The 24,379-nt window shown below is 71.4% G+C and carries 1 protein-coding gene (running past both ends of the window); it reads right to left on the reverse strand.

This entire window lies inside a single protein-coding gene on the reverse strand: locus tag G361_RS45455, encoding a GntR family transcriptional regulator. The 59,619-nt coding sequence extends 20,549 nt beyond the window's left edge and 14,691 nt beyond its right edge, so the window shows coding positions 14,692-39,070 — codons 4,898 (complete) to 13,024 (partial); reading right to left, the first codon wholly in view occupies positions 24,377 to 24,379. Both the start codon and the stop codon lie outside the window.

A 24,379-nucleotide genomic window follows, 5' to 3' on the forward strand; every position in this document is an offset into this window, starting at 1 on the left:
GGTCACCGCGCAAGCGCGCCACCACGGTCTCGGCGTCGGCCTCGTCCGCGACGCACACACCGTTGATGTCGTAGCTGTAGCGGGAGAACTGCCGGGCGAGCCACTGTTCGAACGCGCCGGCGGCCGTACCGTAGGTGGCGGCGAAATAGTCGCGCAGCACGCCGAGGCTGTCCGACTTCGGCCGGGTGTACCGGATTTCGCCGAGCGCTTCCCAGAGCAGCTCGCGGAGGCGATGGGTCAGTTCGTGCACGGTGAGGGTGAAGTACGGCCGATCCGGATCCCCGCGCAGCGCGCCGGTCGCGACGCCACTCGCGGTCAGTTCCCGCATGTACTGCGGGGCGACCAGGAACTGCGCACCGAAAACCGTGCCGCGGTCCGGCGAGTGGTAGGCGATGTAGTGGACTTCGGACCGGGCGTCGTCGGGTCGCCGGTCCAGCGGTACCGGGTCGACGTCGATCTGCACGGCGCCGAGGATCGGGAACTCGGCTCGCACGCGCAGGACCGCCCCGGCGACCTCGGCGACGGTGGCGAAGGTGATGCCCGGATTCCGGCAACCGATCAGGTGAATGTCGTGTTCGGCCGCCAGACGCGCGACGAAATCCAGTTTGTTCCGCTGCTCCACCGGGCCGACCGGCCGGAACTCCCCGGCCAGCCGGCGGCCGAGAGCACGGGCGGCGGCCTGCTCGCGGGCGGCCGCCACCAGCAGATCGTGGACGACGTGTGCGCCCTCGCCGGCGGTTTCCGGGTCGTGCGCGACGGCGGCGAATCCGCCACCGGCGGTGGCGACCGGATCGAAGGTCTCGACGTGATAGGCGTAGTTTCCGAACTGTCCGCGGATCCAGTCCGCCGCCTCGGCCGGGCCGTCCCCGGGATTGCGGGCGTGGTGGAACGTGCTCAGCGCGTGCATGACATGGCTCCCGCGCTCCGCGCCCAGCGCTTGCAACACGATGCCGAACTCGCGGCGGACCAGTCCCGCGATCGGCTGCCCGGACGCGCCCTCCGCGCGCGCGTTGTCCACCATCGAAACCCAGGTGCTCGCCACGAACGCCGGATTGCTCGCCGCGACGGTACCGATCGTCAGCGACCGCACCCGCGGCACTCCGTCGGCATCGGTGACCACCTCGCTGTGGGCCAGCGGTCGCGGGCCGGGTGGGCCGAAGCCGACCCGGTCGAGCTCGACGAACGGGAACCGGGTGAGCAGATCGTCGAGGGTGCGGGCGAATTCCCGGGCGTACGCCACCGACAGCCCGGGCAGATCGAAACCGACCACCCGAACCCCGTGCCGCCGAGTCAATTCCGCGGCGATGTCCGCGACATCGTCGAGCTGCCGGTACGGATCCGGCGCATCGTGATCCGATGAGGAGGATTGCCAATCGAATTCACCCAACCGATGAACACGGACGAAGTCGGCCGCGATCCGCGCCGCGGCCCGGTACCCGGCCCGCCGCTCGTCGGTGAAACCGGGATCGTCGAAGGGCAGCCACCGGTCCGGTGCGACGTCGGCCCACGCGAAACTCAGCTCGTAGTCGTAGATCCGGGTGGCCACGTGGTCGAGGAAGGCCGGATCGGCCGGGTCCGCTCCGGCTCGCGCCGCCGCCTGCACGATCGGCAGCGCAACCTCGGCGGCGCGCAGCAGCGGCAGTCGCGTCTCGATCGGCAGATCGCGCAGATCCTCCGCGGCCCCCGTCTGCTCGCGGTACATCCGGGCGGCCAACGCGGCCACCTGCGACCGAGGCGCCGAAACCCCGGTTCCCGGCGCCGGGACGGCATCCGGCGCGGGTTGCGCGCCCGCGGTGGGCGGGGGGCTGTCCGGACCGGGGGCCGACCCGTCGTCGCGCGGGCCGAATCGGTCCGCGACGGCCCGGAACATGTGTGCGGCACCGGGAAGTTCGGGAACGGATTCGTCCACCAGTCGCACCCCGGCCATCTCCAGGCCGCGCACGAACTCGTAGACGGTGTGGTGGTGCGGGAGCATGAACGCGAGCATCGCCGCGATGAAATCGTCGCGGGACACACCGGCCGGCCGGAGCCAGTCCAGCCGAGCCAGCATCCTGGTCGCGGAACCGGAAATGCCTGCGGCCATGGGTATTTCCTGCTCGGCGACGACCTCGCGGAAGTAGTCGCTCTCGTGGAAGTCGACCAGCATCGCCCCGGGCCGCCACGGCAGTTCCACCGTGTAGTGAGAGGTGTCGAGGCGCTCTGCCTCCTCGGGACCGATCTCGCCCTCGTCGTAGTAGACCTGGATCGCCGCCACCCGATACCGCCCGGCTCCGTCGCGAATCCGTTGTCCGCGTTCGTCGTAGACATGGATCGGCAGGACGTAGGCGACATCGGGATCCTGTTGACGCAGGCGATATTCCAATGCGGACGTCCAGACCCGTCCGTTCGGGGTGTGCAGCAGTTCGTGATCCGGATGGGTCTCGACGCGCAGCTTCCGCAGATGTCCGGCCAGAGCGGCGTATTCCCGGGCCGAGAGCGGCATCCCCAGCAGCTCGTAGTCCCGCGAGGTGAGGGCACGGCGGCGCTGTTCTCGGTCTTTCCGGTTGTGCAGGACCGTCTTCCGCATTTCGTATTCCTCGAAGACGGCATCCGCCGATGTGCTGCGTACCCGGGAGTACCGGACATCACGGAGGTCCTGCGCGGTCATCGTCGCGCCCGGCTTGTGCGCGAAGAACGCCGCTCGAACAGCCGCCAGCGCAGCGACATTCAGCCCGAGTGCGGCCGCCTTGTCCGTCCAGTCCGATTCGTTCAGCAATCGCGCGATGCCCTCGTCCAGCGTGCGGCCCGTGGCGGTGTGCTCGAGTTCCGCGTTCCGGGTCATCCCGTTGAGCAGGGCGGACATGATCTCGCGAAGATTGCCGTCGCGCGTCAATTCCACCCACGGCACCGATCGCGGCACCATGCCGCCCCACAGGCGGTTCTCGGTGGCATCGAAGGTGGCACGGATCTGCTCGTCCGTCGCTTCCGGATACATGCCGGTCAGCAACTCGCGCAGCCGATCCAGCACCGCGACCGCGGCCGCCTTGACCTCCGGCCGGTGATAGAGGTACCGCGCCAGATCGACCTCGTCACGCATCCGGCGAGTCCGCCAGCCGGGGCGGTCCCCCTCCGACGGTGCGTTCGCGACAGCGCCGGTCGCTGTCGCGTTCGGAGCGGATCTCGGTTGCCGGGCACGGTATTCGGCCAGTTGCTCGGCCGCGCCGGCGACCAGCGCGGCCAGGCCCAGGGCGTAGTCGACCGTCCCGGACAACTCGTCGACCACCGCGTCCGGTACGCCCGCGCGGCGGAGTCGATCGGTGACGAGATCCGGGTTCGGATCCTCGCGGTCCAGCAGCGCGGCCACGAGATCGGCCACCGGGTCCACGGATTGCCCGGCGTCCGCGGATTGTTCGGCGCCGCCGCGAGTTTCGGCTGCGGCCGTGCGCACGGCCGCGGGATCGACGGTGCTCAGCAATGCGGTGACGACGGCACGCATGCGGTCGACGTCGGTCAGCATCCGGGCCAGGCGCGATTCGAACACCGCTGCCGAGTTGCGCTGGTAATGCACTACGGCGGCCTCGATGGCGTCGAGTCGCTCGGCGGATACGCCGGCCGCCCGCAGCCGCGGGATCGGCTCGGTGCCTTCCAGCAACCGCGCGACCAGCTCGCCGAGCGAATCATGGGGCAGCCCGGCACGTTCCAGATCCTGCGCGCGCCGATTCCGCCGCATGCGCCACTCGAGTGGGGTGGCCTCGCGCGGCCGTGGGGTGGCGGCGGTGAGGCGATCACGCAGTGGCTCGGGGACCGCGTCGGCGACCAGCGCGACGAGGACGCCGCGTTCGGCGGCGAGGATGTCGAGTTCCGGCTCGGGTTCGGCCGGACGGAGTTTCACGACGCCGGACACGAGCCCCTCGCCGGTCCCGGACGCCGGGGCCGCACGCTCGACCACGTGGTGGGCCACCACCCGTCCGACGTGCCCGAGGAAGGCGGCCCATCGGGCCGGGTTGCCGAAAGCTGTTGCGTACCGGACGGTCCCGTCATCGTCGTCGGCGGGTCGGCTCAGTATCAGGGCCGTCTCGGCGGCATTGATCTCGCACAGCAGCGCGGCGTGGAAGACACCGGGATGGGCCGACGCCGAGCCGGACGCGGCGAAGTCCGTTCCCATGGCGGCGCGTGCCCTGGTCGAGATCCCGAGCGCGGAGAGCACACCGAGCGGACCGAATTCGAGGACCTCGCCGGGAATCACCCGGCTGTCCATCGCGCGGCGCAGCAGTCCCTGTCTCGACGTCCGGGGAAGTCCGGCCGCGTCGACCACGACCGCGGGCCATTTCAGCCACGGCGCCGCGGTGTCGACCACATCCGTTCCGCGGGCCGGGACCGTGCCGCGCAGCAGGCGCGAACCGTTCGGATCGGCGAGCGCTTCGTCGTATTCCAGCTCCGGGAGGTTCTCCTGGTTCGCCACCCGGGTCACGTACCCGTCCGGCGCCAGCCAGACCAGAAGTGCCAGGGCCGGGATCAGGTTCGACCGGCCACTCAGGTCGACAGCCGATCGCAGTGCGCCGAGGGGGATTTCGAGTGCGCGCAAGCTCGCGAAGACTCCGCGCAGGACGGTCCGGTCGGCCTCGGCGATGCGCTCCACCGCGTACGGCGCGACCTCTTCGCCGGTCCACAGGACGACCACACCGGGATATTCCTCGTGGTGGTATTCGCGCAGGATGTGTTCGACGGTCTCCCAATAGCCGAGGGCGGCCGATCGCCGGTCGAGCGCGAGGTGTCGCAGTGCGGCCGGCGTCACGGGCACGAGCGGGTTGCCGGCGGTCCACGTCCAGTGCCGCGGATTGCTCCGGTCGAAGGCGATCCAGTACCGCTTCAGCGCATCGCGCGGGTCCGCGCAATCCGGCACGCTGGCCACCAGCGCGGACAACGCACCCGGGTCGTCGGTCTCCTCGGCGTACAGCCGCAGCAGGTGCATCACCGCACCGAGTTCGAACTCGGTCACCACCTGGCCGGCACCCCAGTCCAGCAGCGCGTAGGCACGTGCCTCGTGCGCGGCCGCCGTCATCCGCCGCACCCGCGCGGCGGGTTCCTCGGCGACAGCGCCGTGCGCGGCCACGAGTATCGCGGCGAACTCGGAAATCTGTTCCGCGGTGATCGGCTCGTCCCGACCGGTCCCGAACCTTCGGCGGATCATCTGCTCGACGCGCAGCAAGGTCTGCCAGTCGGTACCCAGCTCCTGTTCCGAAAGCTCCGCCGCGGCAGCGAATGTCGCGACCAGCCGCTGTGGGCCGGACACCGCCGGACTCGGCCGGTCGGCCGCGGACCGCACCGACACTCGGCCGGCCCCCGAGGTGACGACATGCAGTCGCTGCTCACCGGACGACCAGATGCGCAGTTGCACACGGATATTCGGCGGCCGCTCGACGAACTGTTCGCGCAACGACACCCGCACCGCTTGCGCGTCCGCCGGCCGGCCCGCGAGACCCGCGACGAGCTCCACCGCCTCGGCGCGACGCTCCTCGGACAGCGGAAACTCCAGGGTGAGAGTCAGATCCGGATCGCGGCTGTTCGGCCCGCGCACCGGGTCGGGCGCGATCTGTACCAGCAGTTCGACCGCGGCCGCGGGATCGCCCGGACTGTGCGCGGTGAGCACGTAATAGTTCATCCGCTGCGCGCCCGAGATCTGCCAGGGCGACACACCGGTGTGCCCGAGCAGGCCGGCGAGTTTCGTGGTCACGTCCGAGAACAGCGCGAGCTGTGCGATGCCGAGCGCCAGCCAGGGGCGCAGCGCCACCGCCGCGCGGATCTGATCCGGGTATCCGGGTGCGACCGCGGCGGTTTGGGTCCAGCCCGCACCGAGATCGTCGGCCACGCCGTGGACCGTGACGGACGCGGGATCGACGGGAATCCCGCCGAACGGATCCGTGCCGACCCGATTGGCGACCAGCGCGAGCGCGCGCACCGGCGCGTCGTTCCCGGCCCGGCGCGCTTCGTCGACGAGGTATCCGATCGCGGCCGCGAACCGCTGGCGCAACTCGCGACCGTCGGTGACGACGTCACCGAGATCGTCGGCGACGACGTGGCCGACCGACGAATCCGCTTGTCCGCCGTCGTCGTTCGACAGGGCCAGGACGACCGCGCCGGTCCGCGGATCGTAGGACACCAGCCAACCGCGCCAGGGTTCGCCGAGTTCCTCGGCCTGCCGCAGCAGGGCCCGCACGGCGTCGACGGTCTCCCCCGCCCGGCGCGAACGGCGGCGCAGCACCGCCAGTTCGCCGCGTGCCCGTTCCGTCTCCTCCGGCCGGGCCAGGTTGAATTGTGTACTGTCCCAAGCCTCCTCGCGGTCCCGGACGAGCAGCACCAGCGCCGCCGCGTGCCGCAGGGGCAACGGCGCGTCGGTGGCCAGGACGCTCTCCGGTCGAACCCGGATCACCGCGTCGACCTGGTCGGCCGGCAACGATTCCCACGGACGCCCGGCGGCCAGGGCCGCCGCCGCGGCGGCCGCGGCGGCGCGCTCCCCCGTCGAGGCCGGGCGCGGATCCGGCAGTGCGCCGTCGGGCCGGGCCGGCCGCTGATCCGCGCCGCGCGGCACCGGGCCGGGCCGCAGATCGGGTGCTACCACGGATTCGGTTGCGGGAAGACGTCTTCCGCGGTACTCGGCGAGCCACCGGCCACCGAGCGCCGCCGCCCGCAGCCATTCCACCGAGGCGTGGCGGTAGGTCGGTTCCGCCACCGGATATTCGACGCGTTGCAACCGGTTGAGGTACTCCTGATCGGTTGTGCTGAAGACCGTGTCCACGAGTCGATCGAGCGTGCTCGGGGTATCGGTTCCCAATGCCGACCAGTAGTCGTCGGGCAGCCACAGCAGCAGCCGGAGCTTCTGCAACCGGTCCGCGTCCTTGTTGGCCGCGAGGTAACGCAACCCGAGCGCCGTGGCCGGCCTGATGTTCCGGGACACCGCCAGTACCGGCGCCCACTGCGCGAGACACACCTCGGACAGTGCCCAGGTGAGGGCCGCGAGCTCGCCGCGCGGGTCGTCGACGGTCGAATTCCAGAACCGGGCCATCTCCTCCGTCGTGGCCGGCGCCAGATCTCCGGCGAGGATCTGCCTCGTCAGCACGGACCACGGCGGAGGGAAGAGCAGCGCCGCGTGCCGCAGCAGTTCTCGGGCCGATTCCGAGCGCAGCGCCGCCGCCACCAGCGGCGAGGCCGATTTCGTGACAACCGGCATGTACATAGCCCGGGCGGCGTCGCCGGTCGCGATGCCCATGACCTCGACGGCGTCCATTCGCGTCATACCCGCGAGCCGCAGCAGCAGGAAGTCGCGCTCGTCCGGTTCGAGCGTGTCCACCAGCGTCCGCAGGGCGGATACCACCGGGACATCGGGCCCCTCCGTGTCCCGACCGGCGGCGGTGTCCGTACGGAACCAGTCCGGCAGCCACCGCGTCGGGACCGCCACCGCGGCCGGTTGCCCGGTTCGCGCCTGCTCCGCGGGACCGAGCAGGTAGGTCTCGGCGCGCCGGAGCAGGTGCGGATGCCGGGCCAGCCGTCGGCGCATCGTGTCCAGCGCCGCCGACAACAGGCCACGGTCCGACTCGCCGACGATCTCCCCGAGCCGCACCCGCCGCAGCAGCTCCGATTGCGCCACGGACTGAGCCGGAATCGGCTCGGCACCGGCGTCGGTGGGTCCGCCGCCGGCGGTGGACGAACGCGGCATCGAATCGGCACCCGCGATCGCGGCGACCACCGCCCAGACCGCGTGGCGAATCACGATGGGGTCGAAACCGCTGTCCTGCAATGAATTCGGCTGCTGCCGCAGCAGGTCCACGATCTCCCGCCGACCCGGTTGGGCACCGTCCACGGCGCGGGCGAGCACCGCCGGATGTGTCCCCGCCAGGATCGGCTCGACCACGTCCCGATCGGCCGGCGGCAGGGCCGACAGCAGACCCCGGCGAACTCGGTCCGCCCAGTTCGACGGCCCGTCCAGCAGTGTTGTCGCCAGGTCCGTCAGCCATTCGGCGGCCGAGCTGCCGGTCCGATCCCACCAGTGCATCCGGTCGCGGGCGAGCTGCCGGATCTCGTCGGTCAGCGCGTCCACCAGGTGCGGGTACCGGCCGGTCACGACGGCGCGCACCGCCTCGGCGTGCCGCGCCCACACTTCGTCGAACGTCCCGGTCTCCTCGGCGGGCGAACCCGAGAGTTCGGGCCAGTTCCGGCGGGCATCGAAGTAGGCCGGCCGTTGCGCGGGCAGGGATCTCAGGTAGGCGTCGTTGTCGCGATCACCCGCCAGCTCGGGCACGATCGGCGCCACCAGGCTGCCGTCGCTCTCGAACCGCACGAACGAGATTCCGATCGGGCTCGTGTCGTCCGGATCGAAGACGACCGGGCGGTCGTAACGAGCGGGATCGAGCAGGAACAGCGTGCCCCGCCAGTTCAGCGCCACGTAGGTGTGCGCCGAACCCGTGGTCTCCCAGACCATCACCACCGCCATCCGGCCGTGACGGGCCGCGCGCCGCTCCGCGCTCGCCGGTCCCGGCTCGCCCTCGCCGAGGCCGGACAGGAACCGTTCCAGCTCGCGATTGCCTTCCACCCCAGCGGGTCCCGGCTCGCCGTGGCCGCCGAGCGCGAACGACAACGCCACCGCGTCGACGTGCACCTCGCCGGGCTCCAGCGGTAACACCGGAGAAGTCCACGCATGGCCCAGTGCCCGCTGCGCGTCCCCCAGCTGGAGCAGTGCCAGTCGCGCACAGGCGAGTTCGTCGAGTTCGGTCCGCGTTTCGGCCCGCCGCGCGGCCGTCGGGCCCGGCCGGTCGGAGGCGTCGAGCAGCCCGGCCAGCACCGACCCGCCGTCTTCATCGAAATGAGCTGTCCGCGAGGCTGATTCGTCGACCTCGGCGGCGGATGCCGCGGCCTGCCCCCGCACCTGGGCGGCTTCTGCCCGTCGCAACAGCACCGGTACGTCGAATTCGCCATTCTCGGCGGACTCCGCCGGCTCCCCGGTCGCGCGCGGCGTGGACGAGTCCGGTGCGGCGGGGCCGAGCATTCGTGAACCGGGACCGTCACCGAGCTGTCCGCCGGTGGGCTCCGGCCAGCCCGGCGAATCGTCCGGGGTGCGGATGATCGCCCGCAGCGGCTCCGCGGGCCAGTCCCGGTCGCCGGCGCGGTACACCTCCTCGACGACCTCGATCGTGGGTGGCGCGAACGGATTCCGGTGGCGCCGTTGCTCGAATCGCACCCGGATCGTGCCGTCGGAGGCGTGGCGCAGCACGTGGATGCCCGGGGTGCCGTCGGCACGGCCGGGATGACGGCCGAAAACGATCGCGAAGGCGCCCGGACGCTCCGCCGCCAGCAACCGGGCCAGCTCGGCACGGGCGCCGCCCGGCGTCCCGCTCGCGGTGATCTCGACGGTCCGCCCAGCGGAACCGGTTGCGCCGCTCAGGAATTGCGCGACGATTTCCGGATTCTTCTCTCCCGCGGTCACATCCAGCGCCGACGCGTGGTCGGCCAGGCCGTCCCAGCCGTGCCCGGCCAGGTACTCGATCAGCCGGGCCAGGTCGCCGGGCCGGTTCAGGCCGAGCATCGCGTCCACCGGAATGCGGTATCGCGGGCCGAATTTCGCCGCCGCCTCGGCCTCGGAGAGGACCGCCGGGTAGTACCGCCGCTCCGTCGGCCCGAACAAGCCGCCGGGTTCGGCGATGGTGACCGGGAACGATCCGGGCCGGGCAGCGTCCTCGTACACGGCGAAGTAGGCCTGTACGCGTTCCATCAGATCGGCCAGTTCCTCCTCCAGGTATCGGCGCTCCGCGGGGATCGGCGGCAGCACACAGATCAGCGATGCCTCGTCGGTCCGGGCCAGGCTTTCGGCGACCGCGCGGCCGATCGCGGCGCGCAGGCTCTCGGTGGTCTCGGTCCGGCTCCGTGGAATCACCCGGATCGCGAGCGGGCGTCCGCGCTCGGGATCGCGCACCGACAGCATCAAGGACCCCTCGCCGCCGAGTGTCCCGAACGCGGTGAACAACGACACCGTGTGGTCGGCGACCTGCCATGCCGGGACACCGTTGTGGCGTTCCAGGAAGCCGAACAGCCACGGCAGGCCGCCGAGTGCCGTCACGACCTCGTTCCTCGGATTGCGCAGCAGGTGGTGCACGAACCACAGATGCCGCCACCGGCTCGGCAGCGCGTCCAGCAGCACCGAGCGCGAGTGCATGCCGGCGGCGACGATCCAGCGCCGGGCATCGTCCAGTAGGAGGAAACCGGTCGTCGGGTGTTGCGGGGGCATGTCGTTCTGCTCGGCCGCCGCCATCGACGAGATGATCCGTATCTGTCGCAGCAACCGCGCCGCGTCCGCGTCGACCCATTCCGGTACCGCGCCGGCGGGCAAGGACGTCGGCTGCCACATGTTTTCGATCGCCGCGTCGGCCGGTCCGGTGACCGCGTCGGCCGGTCCGGTGACCGCGTCGGCCGGTCCGGTGACCGCGGTGCCAGATCCGGTGGCCGGAGTCCCCGGTCCGGTGGCCGCGGTGCCGGGTTCGGTGGCGGTGGGGACGACCGGTGTCGCGGCGAGTTCCGGATTCGCCGGTGTGCGGTCTCCGGCTCGCTGCTGCTGAACCTGTTGCAGCAGTTCGAGATCGTCGCCGATCATCTCCGAGACCAACTCGCGCACCTCGTCGGGCGACCGCCCGGTGGTGAGCATGAGAATGTCCCGGGCCGCGCGCAGTGCGTCGGAGCGGTCCTGCGCGTAGTCGGCTCCCCGGGCACGAGCCCGCTCCCGCCGGAGCACCGTAAGGCGCCGATTCGTGCGAACCCGTTCCAAGTCGAAGGCGTGCAGGAGCCGGTTGTAGAGCTGCTCGAGCGCGCTGAGTTGATAATCGATCAACCGGCGCGCCTCTTCGTCCGGCCGTGCCGCCGCGGCCTGCGGATACGCGGTAGCGGTTCGGGACTCCAGAACCCAGGTGGTGTCCGGGGTCAGGCGCAGTCGCCGGATCTCCACCCCGGTGACGCCGGCGGCGGCCAGCCGGGCCAGTGTGGATTCGTCCAGCTGCTGGGACAGATAGGTCAGCGGCAGCGGCGAATAGACGATCAGCTGCCGCGATTCGGGATCGATCCGCCAGAACTTGCGACCCCGTACGAACGGCATCGCCGCGATCGTCTCTTCGATCCGCATGGCCGTGAGCGCGTCGCGATAGGTTTCGGTGAGCATCCGGAGCCGGACCGCCGCCGATCGCAGCGCCTGTTCACCGAGGGTGGATTCGTCGAGCAACGCGTGCGCGGCGGCGATCTCGTCCCTGGTCGTCTGCTCGATCACCTCGAGCTGGATCGCCCAGATCGTGGTCACCGTACGCGGTGTCCGCCCGTCGTCCGACTCGAAGGGAATCACCTCCGGAGCCGACCAGCGAGCCTCGACCTCCGCCGGTGAATCCTCCTCGAGCAGTACGGGATCCAGTCCGCCGACGGCGAAGGCCGCCGCTTCCAGTGCGGCCAGCAGCTCATGCCGCGCAACGGATCTCACGTCGAGACCGGCCGCCGGGGCATCGGCGGCTTCCACACCGAAGACGACGGCCCACACCTGCTCGTCCGGCGTGGTGAAATCGTCTCGCCCGGAACGAATCTCGGTCGATCGCAGCGAGGATCCGGACCACCACAGCGCCACCACCCGATCCGGGGTCACCCGCAACAGCAGATATCGCCGCGGACGGTTCCCCGAATCCGGATGGTTGCCGTGCACCACTGCCCAGGCCCCCGGACTCTGCTCCAGCAGGAACGCGAACATCCGATCCCACGCGCCGACACCGCCGTTCGCGCCGGGGACGACGATGTCGGCGATCGACTCGGGCAGATCCAGCAACGACCGAACCTCGGGCACCGTCGGGCCGGTGTCCGGTGCGGCACTGTCCCGCAACCGCCATGCGCGATGCTCGGCGAGCTGCCGGTCCCCCACCGCGATCAGCGCGGCGAGGCCACGCGCCGCGCCGGCGGCGGCGAGCAACTCGCCGATCGTCGCGTCCGGCACCGCGGCCCGGCGCAGCACGTCGGCGACGAGATGCGGCGGGGCATCGTCCAGCAGCGCCGACACCAGCCGGGCCACCGGATCACCGAATTGCTCGACGCCGCCGGGCAGTTCGGTCACAACCGCCGCAGCGGTCTCGGCATCCATTGCGGCACTCAGCATTTCGGTGACCAAGGCACGCACCCGGCGAGCCTCCGCGCGCAACCGGCGCACTTCGCCCGCGATCGGATCGCCGGACGTCTCGGCACCGTGGCCGGAGTCGGTCAGTTGGGCCGCCGCCGATCGGATCGCCTCGCTCAACCGCTGGGCGAGTCCGGTCAGCATCTGTGTCGGCGGCACATCGGAATTCGGCTGCCCAGCGTCGGGAGGAGGATCGCCGTCCGGCTCCTCGCTGTCGTCGTCCTGGGCCCGAGACGGTCCGGTGGCACCGGACTCGGCGGTCGCCGGCGCGGCGCCGGGGTCGTCACCTGATCTCGACGGTGCCGGATCCTCCGCGACCCCCGCGGCAGCGTCCTCGACCCCGGCGACCGCGCGCTCCGCGTCGGTGTCCCGCCATGCCGGGGAATCAGCGAGTGCCGGGATGATCACCGCGGTGGGTTCGCTGGGCCACTGCGGACGCAGCGCCGCGTACGACTCGTCCGTCCACGCCACCGTCGGCGGCCGGAACGCGGATTCGTGCTGCCGCACCGGATATCGCATACGGAGGGAACCGTCGGCGGCGTGCCGCAGCACATAGAGGCCGTGTGAGCCGTCGAGCCGCCCGAGGTGCGGGCCGAACAGCACCGCGAGAGCTCCCGGCGGCATTTCCCGCAGCCGGGTCGCGATCTCGTCCAGGGTCCCGTCCGGCGCTCCGGTGCTGCCGTAGTCAGCGTGATGATCCGCGGGGCCGGTGGCACTCTCGAAGTATTCGCGGATCAGCCGCGAATTCGACTGCTGGGTATCCAGAATCGGGGCCCACTGCAAGGTGTTCCAGCCGTGCTCGAGCAGGTCCCACACCAGCAGCGTCGCGTCGCCCGGCCAATACGGTCCCAGGACGGCCGACAACCGAACCGGCGAGATCCCGCCGAACCGCCGGAACGCCTCGTCGCTGGTCAACCTCGGGGCATGGTAGGTCTCCCCGGGCTCGAACAGATCGGCCCGCTCGTCGAATCGGACGTCGAATCCCGTCACGTCATCGATGTCGCCGCCGGCATAAGCGGCGAAGTAGAACCAGCGGCGCAGGACCAGCTCGTCCAGTTCCGCGATCAGTTCCAATCGTGCTTCGCGCGTGGAGATCTCGGCCGCCGGCGCGATGTAGATCAGCCGCGCCCCATCGAATTCCAGGGGGACCGCGGCGGCGTTCTCGACCGCGGCCCGGAGGCTCTCGGTCGTTTCTCCCGGATCGCGGCCGAGCACCCGAACCCCGAGCCCGAGTGCCTGATCGGGATCACCCACCGCCAGCACGAGGCCACCGCTCGCGGTCACCGAGTACACCGTCACCCGGTGACCGCTCAACTGCCACACCGGAATACCGTTCGTGGCCGCCAGGAACCCGAACAGCGCCGATGCCCCACCCAACGCCGACAACGCCGCGTTCTCCACCTCGGACCCGGGGGCCACCGCGAAGACGTTCCGGGTGTGCCGCCACCGGGTCGGCAACTCGTACTGCGACAGTCGCTCGGGAGCGCCGGCCGCCATCTGCCAGCGTTGGTCCTCGGACGCCGCGAGGAAGCTCGCCAGCGGACGTCCGTCCCGATCCCGCAACCCGTCCGCGAGCGCCGCACCCCGGGCCCGCATCGCATCCGGGACACCGCCGGCAGGCCACGGCGCCTCCTGCCACAGCCCGGTGCCCGGAACCGGCCCGACATGCGGAATACGTTCGGCGGCAGCGGATCCCGGCTGCCCCGTGCCCCGGTCCGATTCCCGGCGGACCGACTCGAACACGTCGAGATCGGCACCGAGCATTTCCTCGGTCAGCGCGGCGATCGCGTCATCGGACCACTGCGCCCGGCGTGCCTGCGCGAAGATCTCCCGGGTCCGGCGCCGGACGGTCCGGGATACCTCGTCCTCGCTGCCCTGTGCGGCGCGGGCCCGCGCACGGTCGAAGACAGCGGAACGCCGCAGTGCGCGAACCCATTCCACGCTCTCGGATTCCGGAGCCGGTTCGCCGTGATCGCGCCGGAGCACCTCGAGTCCGCCGAGGGCGGCGCCGATGATCTCGTAGGCTCCCGGGGCCGGCAGTCGGGGCTCATCGGTATCTTCCCGGATCTCGGCCGCCCGCCAGGCTCGGGCCGCCAGCGCCGGACCGTTCGAGGTCACCACGGTACTGCGAACCTCGACCTCGGTGATGCCGTAGTCCGCCAGGGCCGCCAGCGTGGCGGCGTCGAGCAGCGTGGCCGTATCCGGCCATGCCAGTGGCGAATACACGACGAGCCGGCAGTTCTCGTCGATGTACCAGAATCGGCCCGTCGAGGTGTAGTCGAGTATCCGATCGGCCGGGTTCTTGTATTCGATCTTCCGGGGCTCGCCGTCCTCTCCCTCGAGCAGCCTGCCCGCCTCCACCACCGCGGCAACGGCCTGCACCACGCGCATCGCGGCCACGGTGTCGCGGTAGGTCTCGGTGAGCAGTTCGAGGGCGGTGCCGAGTCGCCGCGCGCGATCCACGTGGTCGGCCGCCGACTCGCCGAAGATTTCGAGGAGATCGAGAACGGCCCGTGCGTCGGCGATCGTGGCATCGATCATCCGCGCGATCGGCTCGAGTTGCGCTCGCCAGCCGGTGGGCATCGCGGGATGGCGCATTCGCACGGCGTCCGACCATTGCCCGGGGCCTCGGCTGTCACCGGCGGCCAACGGCGGCTCGTCCCGTGCGACCGTCCGCGCCGCGGCCGGGACCGCCGCCGCCAGCCGGGCCCGGAGCCCGGATTCGACCGGGCCGTCCGCGGCAGCGTCGAACGGCGCCGGGTGGATCGGTTCCGCACCCGGCCAGGACCGGACCCGCCACACCGGCTGCGGCACGTCGATCAGGCCGGCGAAGGAACGGCGCCTGCCGTGCAGGTCGAGCAGGCGACCGGTCAGACGGGTCCGGGCCTGCTCCGGCGAGGTCTCCGGCGCCAGCCACACCAGGACGGCGGTCCGCTCGTCCGCCGCCTCGGCTGCCCACCGCAGGGCCGCGCGCACTGCCTCGTCGGTCGCGCCGGGCGCGTACGGATCCACCACCAGGACCTCGATATTCGCCGCCGCGTCGGGATCGCCGAAGGCGAACGCGGTCTCCCCGTCCGGATCGGCTTCGTCGACGCCGGCCACCGCGGAGCCGGCGAACACGTGATCCCGGAGCGCCAGTTGCCTCGACAGCACCCGCGCGGCCGCGGCCGGGTTCCCGACCGCCGCTGCGGACAACAACCCGGATCGTTCCAGTAGCAGGGCCGTATCGGGATCGGTCAGGCGAGCGTCCAGACCGGCGAATCCGTCCGCGGTATTCGCGAGCATCCGCATCGCGGCGACCCGATAGGACAGCAGATACGCAGTGCGCCGGTTCCGCCAGATGGACGGGATTCCGGCGGGCCGCACCAGATCGGGTGCGATGCCGACCAGCAGTTCGCGTTGCCGGCCGTCCAATTCCAGGAACGCGGCCGGGTAATCGGGTGCGAGCCGCAATCGCCGCGCGATCGCGGCGGCCTCGTCCCGCAGGCGACTGTCGGCGTAGTCGCGCGGCAGGTCGATCGGACCGGCGAGTCCGCGCGCGGCAGCCGCCTCGGGTGTGTCGGTACCTGTCGGCGCGCCGTGGAATTCGGCGGTCGCCCGCCGGAACCGGGCCGACAGGTCGGCGGTGCGCAGCAACGACACGGATCGTTCGACGTCCTGATCGGCGGCGATCAGTTCCCGAGCGAGCTCGGCCGGATCCCGATCGTGCCGGGTGAAGATCGCCCACGACAACGCGGCGATCGCGGATCGATGAGCATTCGCGGCCGGATCCGCGCGCAGCAGGGATTCGGTGAGGGCCGCCACCGCCCGGCGCCGGGCGGTACGCGGGTCGCCGGAACTCGTTGTGCCGGAGTCGATTCCGTAGTCGCGAAGCAGATCGGCCAGCCGGGCCGCCGCGGCGTGCAACGGCGCGCGGTCGTGGACGGCGCTGGGATCCGGCTCCCGGCCGTCGGCCACGTCCGCGGACCAGCCGACGACGAGGACCTGCCCGTCGGGCCCGACATTCACCCGCTGGAATTCGATGCGCCGGATCCCGGTACCGATCAGCACATTCGGATCGGCGAGGCCCAGATCCTGCGGACCGGCCACGGGTGTGACGATCCGCAGCACCCCGCGGCTCACCCACAGGTAATCCGACAGGATCTCCGCCCGCATCGGCTGCGCTCGTCGTGCCGCCATCGCCCCAGCCTGGACGCGGGCCGCATCGGAGGCCGCGACGGCGGCCTCGGCTCGGGCCACCGACTGCTCCATGATGATTTCGGTGGCAGCCGTCCACTGCCGCGCGAAACCCGGCCGGCGCTCGAGCTCGCGCAGCTCGGCGACGATCGCGCGCCGGACCGCATCGAATTCCGCCACCCAGGGGATGTCCGACGGCGCGATGGCCTCGAACGGCAACCACGACCACGCGGGGCCCGGCGAAGGGGTTGCGGTGTGCACCGTCGATCCGTTTCCGGACACCAGGTTTCGCAGTCGAACCCGGAGATCGTGTTGTCTGCGTGCGAGTTCCGCGGGCCGGTTCGCCACCCGGACCCGGCCCTCCTCGTCGATCCGGACCCGCCGCTCGACGACCTCGAATCCGTTGCGTTCCAGCGCCTCTCGCCACGCGGGTGGAATCTCCGCACCGGGGTCGAGGAAAACCTCCATGCGGGGTACGGCCGCGCCTACGAGAACCCAGCTGCCGGGAACCCCCGTCGGCACCGTAACTTGCACTCCGGCAACGGTTTCCGCGAACTGCGCGGCCGCGGTCCGCGCCAGCGCGGCGAGCAGGTCCGGCAGCCCGGCGGCGTTCCCCGCCGCCGGGTCACCCGACCGCACGCTGCGCAGCTGCTCGGCGAGATCGCGATCGGCCGGACGGAACAGGCTCTCACCGGGTGGCCGCGGCGCCTCCTCGGTGACGGTGGGGCTGATCTGCTCGGCGCCGCTGTCCGAATCCGGTTGCGGCTCGGCCTCGTTCGGGCCACCGGCACCGGGCGGTGCGGAGTCGCGATCCCCGGACGGTGCCGCACCGCCGTCCTCCGGGTCGGCCGGGCCGCCGTCCTCCGGGTCGACCGGGCCGCCGTCCTCCGGGTCGACCGGGCCGCCGTCCTCCGGGTCGACCGGGCCGGCCGTGACGAGCAGCGCCCGGAAGGGTTCGTCGGAGCCGCCGGCGGGGTCGAAGGTGACCAGCCGCACGGTCGGCAACTCGAAGGGTGCGTCGGCCCGCAGTTCCCACCGCTGCGCCACGATCCTGCCGTCGTCGTTGCGCAGGACGAAGATTCGGCGACGTTCGTCGGCGCTGCCCGCGATCCTGCCGAACAGCAGCGCGAACGAACCGGCGGGCATCGAAAGCAGCCGCGTGACAAGCTGTTCGCGCTCGGCGGCCGCCGACGCCGGGTCGGACCCGTCGACGTACCCGGCCGCACCCAGGCCGAGCCGTTCGGCCGCCGCGCGCACATCGGCGGGCGCCGTGGACAATTCAGCGGAGGTGGCGACCGTCCGTTCCCGGTCCGCGAGCAACTCGTCGAAGCGGTCCAGGTCGGTGACCGGATCGACGCCGGCCACCGATCGGACCACGCCGGCCGGGAAATCGCCTTCCGGTATCGCGGTGGCCAGTCCCGGCAGAAACGGCAGGAAGGTTTCGCCCGGATCGAAGATGGTTTCCGACGGGTCGATCAGTGTCACTTCGGGTCCCGGCCGGGCCGGATCGAACGCCGACACGTCGAGATCGCCTTCCGCGGCGGTCTCGGTCTCGGATGTCCGGGTCAGGGCGACCATGTCGTAGAACGCTCGTCGCCGCAGCAGGTTCGTCACCTCGCGCACGATCTGCTGACGTGCGCCCAGCGCCGTCCGGTCGGGTACGACCCAGATCAGCGTCGCCCGGCCGGGCCGGCTCAGCCCGGCCCGCACCTCTCGCCCGACCTCCGCCTGCACCTGCTCGACGGTCCGGCCCGCCGAGGGGACCACTCGCACATCGATATTCGGTGCGCGCTCCGGGTCGCCGACCGCGAATATCACCCCGTCGCTCAGGACGTCGACGGCGTACAGCGATACCCGCCGATCACGCGCCGCCCAGAGCGGTCCTTCGTCGAAACTCTGCAGGAAACCGAACAACGCGTCGATGCCACCGAGCGGACGGAGCACAGACCCCAGTCCTCGGGTACGCGCAATTCTCAACAGGCGATAGACATTTCGGAGGTGACGCCATCCGGTGGGCATCACGTCCTTCCGAACCTGGGCCGGTGCCCCGGCGATCATCTTCCACCGTTGTTCGAAATCGGCTCGGAAGAAGGCGCTCAGCGGATCCGTCTGCCTGCGGGTGACCCGGGCGGCGATCCCCGACGCCTCGACTTCCAGCACGGTCGGCGTCTCGTCGTCCGGAAGTTCCGCCGGACGCCACACCTCGCCGGGATCGGTGGGCGGCGGGGACGCGGGCCCGGTATCGAATCGGATGCCGGTGGCGCGTGCGAAGGTTCGCGCGAGATCTTCGATCAGCTGCTGTTCGGTTTCCCGGGATATCCGTTCACGGATGGCGATCTCGCCGCGAAACAGCTGCCCGGCGAGTTCGGCCGGGTCGAGTCCGGTTCGGGCACCGAGGTTTTCGACGAGTCCGGCGACGTACTGGAGCAATGCCCAGGACCGGTACCGCACCTTGGCGTCGGCGTCGGGCCACCTCGCGCTGCCGACCGCATCCTCCCGACGCGCAACGGCCGCGCGCCACAGCCCTCGGGCCCACTCCAGCCCGTCCGCCCGCCGTTCCGGGTGGTAGAGCTCGAGCGTGGCTTCGTCCAGACCGTGCCGATCCCAGAACTCCTCCAGCGGCGCGAGATTCGCGCGGATCCGGTCGAGGGTGACATGGTCGGGTCGCCATCCGCCGTCGTCCCGCAGCGTCCGGCTCTGCCCGAAAACACGCCATTCCGTGTCGAATCCGATCCATCTGATCTCGACACCGGCGATACCCGCCGCGGCGAGTTCGGCCAGTATCTCCGGCCCCAGGAGGTCGGTGGCCTGCGCGGTGGGGGCATACACCACCAGCCGGTTGCCGTCGTCGATCGACCAGTACCACCCCGGTGCGCCGGCGGGGACCAGCGCCCGGGTCGCCATCGCGTGCATCCGGTCGGCGGTGGCGGTCACCACGTCCGCGAGCAGTTCCGACCGCAGCGCCCGATACCGATCGTCGCGCTCCTGCGACACCCCCGCCGACTCGCTCTCCTGGTCCGGCGGCGTCTCCCGATCCTGCGGCAGCAGCGCGTACAGCGCCGTCAGGACGGCAGTCCAGCGGTCGTCCAGCGGCGCCAGCCGCTCGGGCTCGGTCTCGGTACCCGGCAACCGCATTCGGGATCGGGTCGCCTCGGCCCAGGCCCGCGCCGGAGCCTGTTCCGCCGCGACCGAGCGTTCCCGCTGTTCGTCCCGGATCTCCTCGGGCAGCGGTTCGAACCAGACCTGTCCGGCCCCGTCCAACCGCACCTCGCGGACGATCACTCGCGCGGTGAACCCGCCTGCCGCGAAGGCGGCGGACAATCGCTGCGACAGCGCCGGTGCGGCGGCGCTGCGCGTGAACACCTCGATCCGGCCGGCGCCGGTGACCACGGCCACCCAGTCCGGGGTGTCACCCGGTATCACCAGACCACCGGAATTCGCGGCGACGGCCGCGACCGCGGCGGCCTCGGCCTCGTCGTGCAACCGCTGCCGGTCCGCGGGACCGGCCGCACGGGACCGGTCGATCAGTTCGCGGAGCACGGCGTCCGGGTCGTGCGGCAGCGCTCCGCCGGTCGTGGGCTCGCCGGCCGATGTCCCGGATTCGCCGGTCCGCTCACTGTCGATGGTTGCGGACTCGTCCGAAAACTGCTGCGGTACAGATGAATTCAGCTCACCTCCACCGGGTCCCGAGGAATCGGCGCCGGGGGTCGGGGACCCACCCGTGCCGTCGTCCGGCCAGCCCGGGAAATATCCCGCAGGAAACACGACTGCTTCGAAGGTTCGATCGACCCATTCGAGCGTGCCCGGATACGCGACATCCACGGGCACGGCGATCGGTCGCTCGTAGGCCGACGGCTGCCGGCGATCCCACCACACCGCGCGGATCTCGCCGTTCCCGGCATTGCGCATCACGTAGATGCCGGGGGTACCGTCCAGCCGGCCCGGATGACGGCCGTACACCATTGCGAACGAACCCGTTCCGGCCTGCGCCAATTCCGCGGCGAGGCGGTCGTGAGCGGTGCGCGCGTCCGGATCGTCCTGCCCGGCCCGCGCGGGGAATGTCCGGACATCCTGCACATCTTCGGCCCCGGGGTAATAGAGATGCCAGGCGGCCAACCGCGGGGTGGTGTCGATCGCGGTGGTGTCCGCGTCCGGCGGAACTTCGATCCAGCCGCCGGCCGCGAGCCGGTCCGTGATCAGCCGGAAATCGGTCTGCTCGTGCAGGCCGAACAGATCTCGCTGGAACAGTACGGCCAATCGCTGTGCGAGCACGTCGACCTGATGTTGGTGCAGTGTCGGCGGAATATAGGTGTCCTGCACCAGATTCGGGTCCGGGCCCGGGTCGTGCAGGCTCACCTCCGGCACCGGCGCGCTCGGCACACCGGTGGCGACGCTGCAGACCCAGCGCCGCCACATCAGCGCGTGCAACTCCGACATCAGTTCCCACCGCGCCTCGTCCGCGGCGTGTTCCGGAACCACCCAGATCAGCGTGGCGGTCGCACCGGAGCCCAGGCCGGATTGCACGGCGGCGGCCACCTCGCGGCGCAATTGCCGCGTGGTTTTGTCCACGGTCTGCCGGACGACCCGCACCTCCAGGCTCGGGGCACGCTCCGGATCGCCGGTCGCGAACATCAGACTGCCGCTGGGCGTCACCGCGTACAGCGACGCGGGCCGTTCGCCCACCGCCCAGGCCGGCCGGCCGCCGTCCAGGCCTTCCAGGAAACCGATCACGTGCGCGATGTCGCCGAGTACGGTGCGCTGACCGGGCCGCACGGCACGCACCAGCCGTGCGTGCCGCCACACCGTCGGCTCACCCGGCAGGCCGGCGGCCGGCTCACCGGCGACCGCCAGCGTCCACCGGCCGCTGGGCCCGAGCCGCAGATAGTGCACGGTCTGTTCCGGGCCCGCGCCGATCCGGGCCACGAGTTCGGCTGCGTGCTCGGCCAATATCTCGGACGGACTGCCGGCCGGCAACTCCGCCGGCTCCCAGCCCGGCACGGCATCCGAGGTGCCGGGGTCGGCAGGCGGGACCGCTCCGGCGAAGGCCGCGGCCATCTCCGCCGACCACGTGGACGCGGATCGCAGCACTCGATCCAGGGCCGCGAGATCACCGGCGACGATCCGGTCGGCCAGATATCGGCTCACGGAAACCGGATCGTGCTGCCCGCTCGCCACGACGGCGCGGATCACTTCCCCGGCCTGGGTGATCTCGGCCGATCGCATGGACGCGCCCGCGGACAACCGGCGGTACACGTCGCGCAGCCGCCGGCTCAACAGCAGTTCCGCATCGACCAGATCGTCCGGGCCGACCACGGTTTCCACGATGCCGCCGGCGTCGGCGCCTGCCAGCAGGCCCAGTTCGGATTCCGGATCGCTGAAGGTCAGCGCCGGATCACCGTGGGCACGCCAGAACGATTCGAGCGGTTCGAGCGCCGCCTCGAGGTACTCCCGGTCGGTGCCGCCGAGGATCGGGCGGTCCGAGCCCGGCCCCAGCTCCCGACTCTGCTGGTACAGGTTCCATTCCAGGTCCCCGCCCCGGCCGAACCATCGGACGTCGATCCCGGCGAAGCCGGCGTCGCCGACCATCCGGAGGAACCCGGGATCCAGGTACTGCCCGACACCCGGCACGGGCGAGTAGAGGACGAATCGCTGGGTTCCGGACCGGTCCGCCTCCGCATACCAATACCCGCCCGACTGCTGCCCCGGTGGCCGCCGGGCGATGTCGTCACCGCCGCGTTCCACGGTCCGGCGGGTCTCGGTGGCCAGCATCTGGGCCCGGATGTCCGCCCAGGATCGCGTGAGCTCGGCGATCTGCGCGATCAGCCGCCGATGGGTCGACTCGTCCCGGATCGACATCGGCTCCGCCGCTTCCGCGAGGCGATCCGCCACCTCGAGCAGTCGCCGCAGCGCGGTCTCCGTCGCCGTCGATTGCGCGGTCCACAACCCGAAACGGGTCGCCTGATTCAGCGCGAGTTTGCCCGGCTCACTCCAGCCTTCCCCGGTGATCCGCCAATCTTGTTGCCCGGCATCGGGTGTCGAGGCATCGTCGGCCCGAGCCCGGGTCGCCGCCGCGGCAAGATCCTGCCGGAGCTGCCGCTGGCCGCGGAGCACATCGCTCGACGGATTCGTCACCCGTACCTGCCCGGCATCATCGAGGGTGACGATCCTGGCGGATACCGGAACATCGAACGGCGCCAGCGCCGCGCGGATCCGATCCACCACGTCCTCCCCGACGCCGGCGAGGACGAACACCTCGATTCGCGGCCGTGGCCCGTCGGCCAGGACGACCACGTGGTCATCGGCGCCGATCGGCAACTGCCGGCCGCCGTGATGTTCGGCGACGTCCGCCGGCACCGCCGCCCGGGCCCGCGCGCGCAGGCCCGGCTCGGCCTCGCCACCCGCCGCCACGGCCGCGAGCCATTCCGAGATCGCCCGGCCGGCCGCCGATCCCGGCGGGAACAGGACACCGTCGCCGTCCGGCGCGTCCGGGCCGGTGGCGGCGAGCGGTCCGGTTCCTTCGGCGAATTCCGCCGCCCAGGCATCGGCGGCCAGCCGGATATCCGGATCGCGGACCTCGATACCGTCGTCGATCAGGGCGTCCAGTTCCGCTTCGGATACCGGGCCGGCGCGGAACAGCTCACCCGCACTCCAGATCCAGTCCGCGCCCGGTCGCGGCGACACCGTGACGGCCGGCATCGCGACGGAGAAGTTCGCGCGGTAGAACATCCGCCGCCGATGCAACGCCAGCAGATCCTCGGCCAGGATTTCGCGCTCGCGGGACGAACCGGCGGAGGCCACCCAGACCAGGACGGCCGTCCGCGCGTCCGCCTGCTCGGCTGCGGCGTCCAGCGCCTGCTGTACCGCATCCGGCCCCGAGGACGGATCCACCACGAGCACATGCACATTCGGCGCCCGCTCCGGATCGCCGAGGGCCAGCGCCGACCCGCCGGTATCGGCGCGCAGGTCGTACACCGCGGGACGAGCCGGATGACTCCGGGCCGTGGCCGCCAGTTGTGCCGTATTGCGCAGTGCCGCAAGGAGATCGTCGTACTCGTAGGTTCGCCACGAGGGAACGAGCCGGTCCAGTGCCTGCTCGGCGCTGGAACGCGGCCGCGTCGAATCGGGAGCAGTGCGGGCGCCGCGTCCCCGGCGCAACCAGGCGGGCGGATTCTCGGCGCCGAGCACCGTGCCGATCTGAGCGAGAAGTGCGAGATTGCGCGGATGCCGCAACCACGTCGGGAGATTCTCCAGCGGAAGGGCGGCAGGCGCGGCGAGTGCCAGGATCCGGCGGATGTTCGGCGGCAGCGCCAGCACCGCCGCGAAGCTGTCGTCGCCGGCCTCGAACCATTCCGCGGCGCGATTCTCCGCCGCTCGCCCGAACTCGGTGGCGGCCGGCTGCCCGATCAGCGGAGCCGGCCATTCGGCCGGCGCGGTCGTCCCGGCCACGGTCGCCGGCACGCGGTGCCCGGACACGGATTCGAGCAGTTCCGCCGTATGTTCGGCCAGCAGGCGCCGGAGAACGGCGTCGTCGGTGCGGTGCAGTTCGCGGGCCAGTTCCTCCCGGTCCGCCGCCGACCCGGCTCGCTCGGCCGCCGTGAAGGTCGCGTGGGTCCATGCGGCGACCCTGACCGTGGCCGTGCGAACCCGGTGGCTGTCCGGGTCACGCAGCAGCTGACGGGTCCGGGCGAGGACGCTCGCGTGCCGGTGTGCCCGGACGACCTCCAACTGCCCGGCTCCGGGGGGCGACCGGAAATCGAGCCCGTTCTCGTTGTGCCACACCGTCAACGGAGCAAGGCGCTGCCGGGCGGCCCAGCCCGCCCCCGGGCCCACGACCCCGGACGGCGCCGGCATCCGCACCGGTTCCCAGCGGGTGATCCGGACCACGCCGTCGGCATCGACCTCGACGCCGGTGTATCGGATACCGCGAATTCCGTTCGCCTCGAGCATCTCCCACTCTTCGGCAGGGAACAACGACCACGGATTCCCGAAGGGTGAGACCACCACCAGTTGGTCGCCGTCCATCCGGGCGTACGGCGCGAT

This window comes from Nocardia sp. BMG111209 (assembly GCF_000381925.1).
In the GTDB taxonomy this organism is placed as follows: domain Bacteria; phylum Actinomycetota; class Actinomycetes; order Mycobacteriales; family Mycobacteriaceae; genus Nocardia.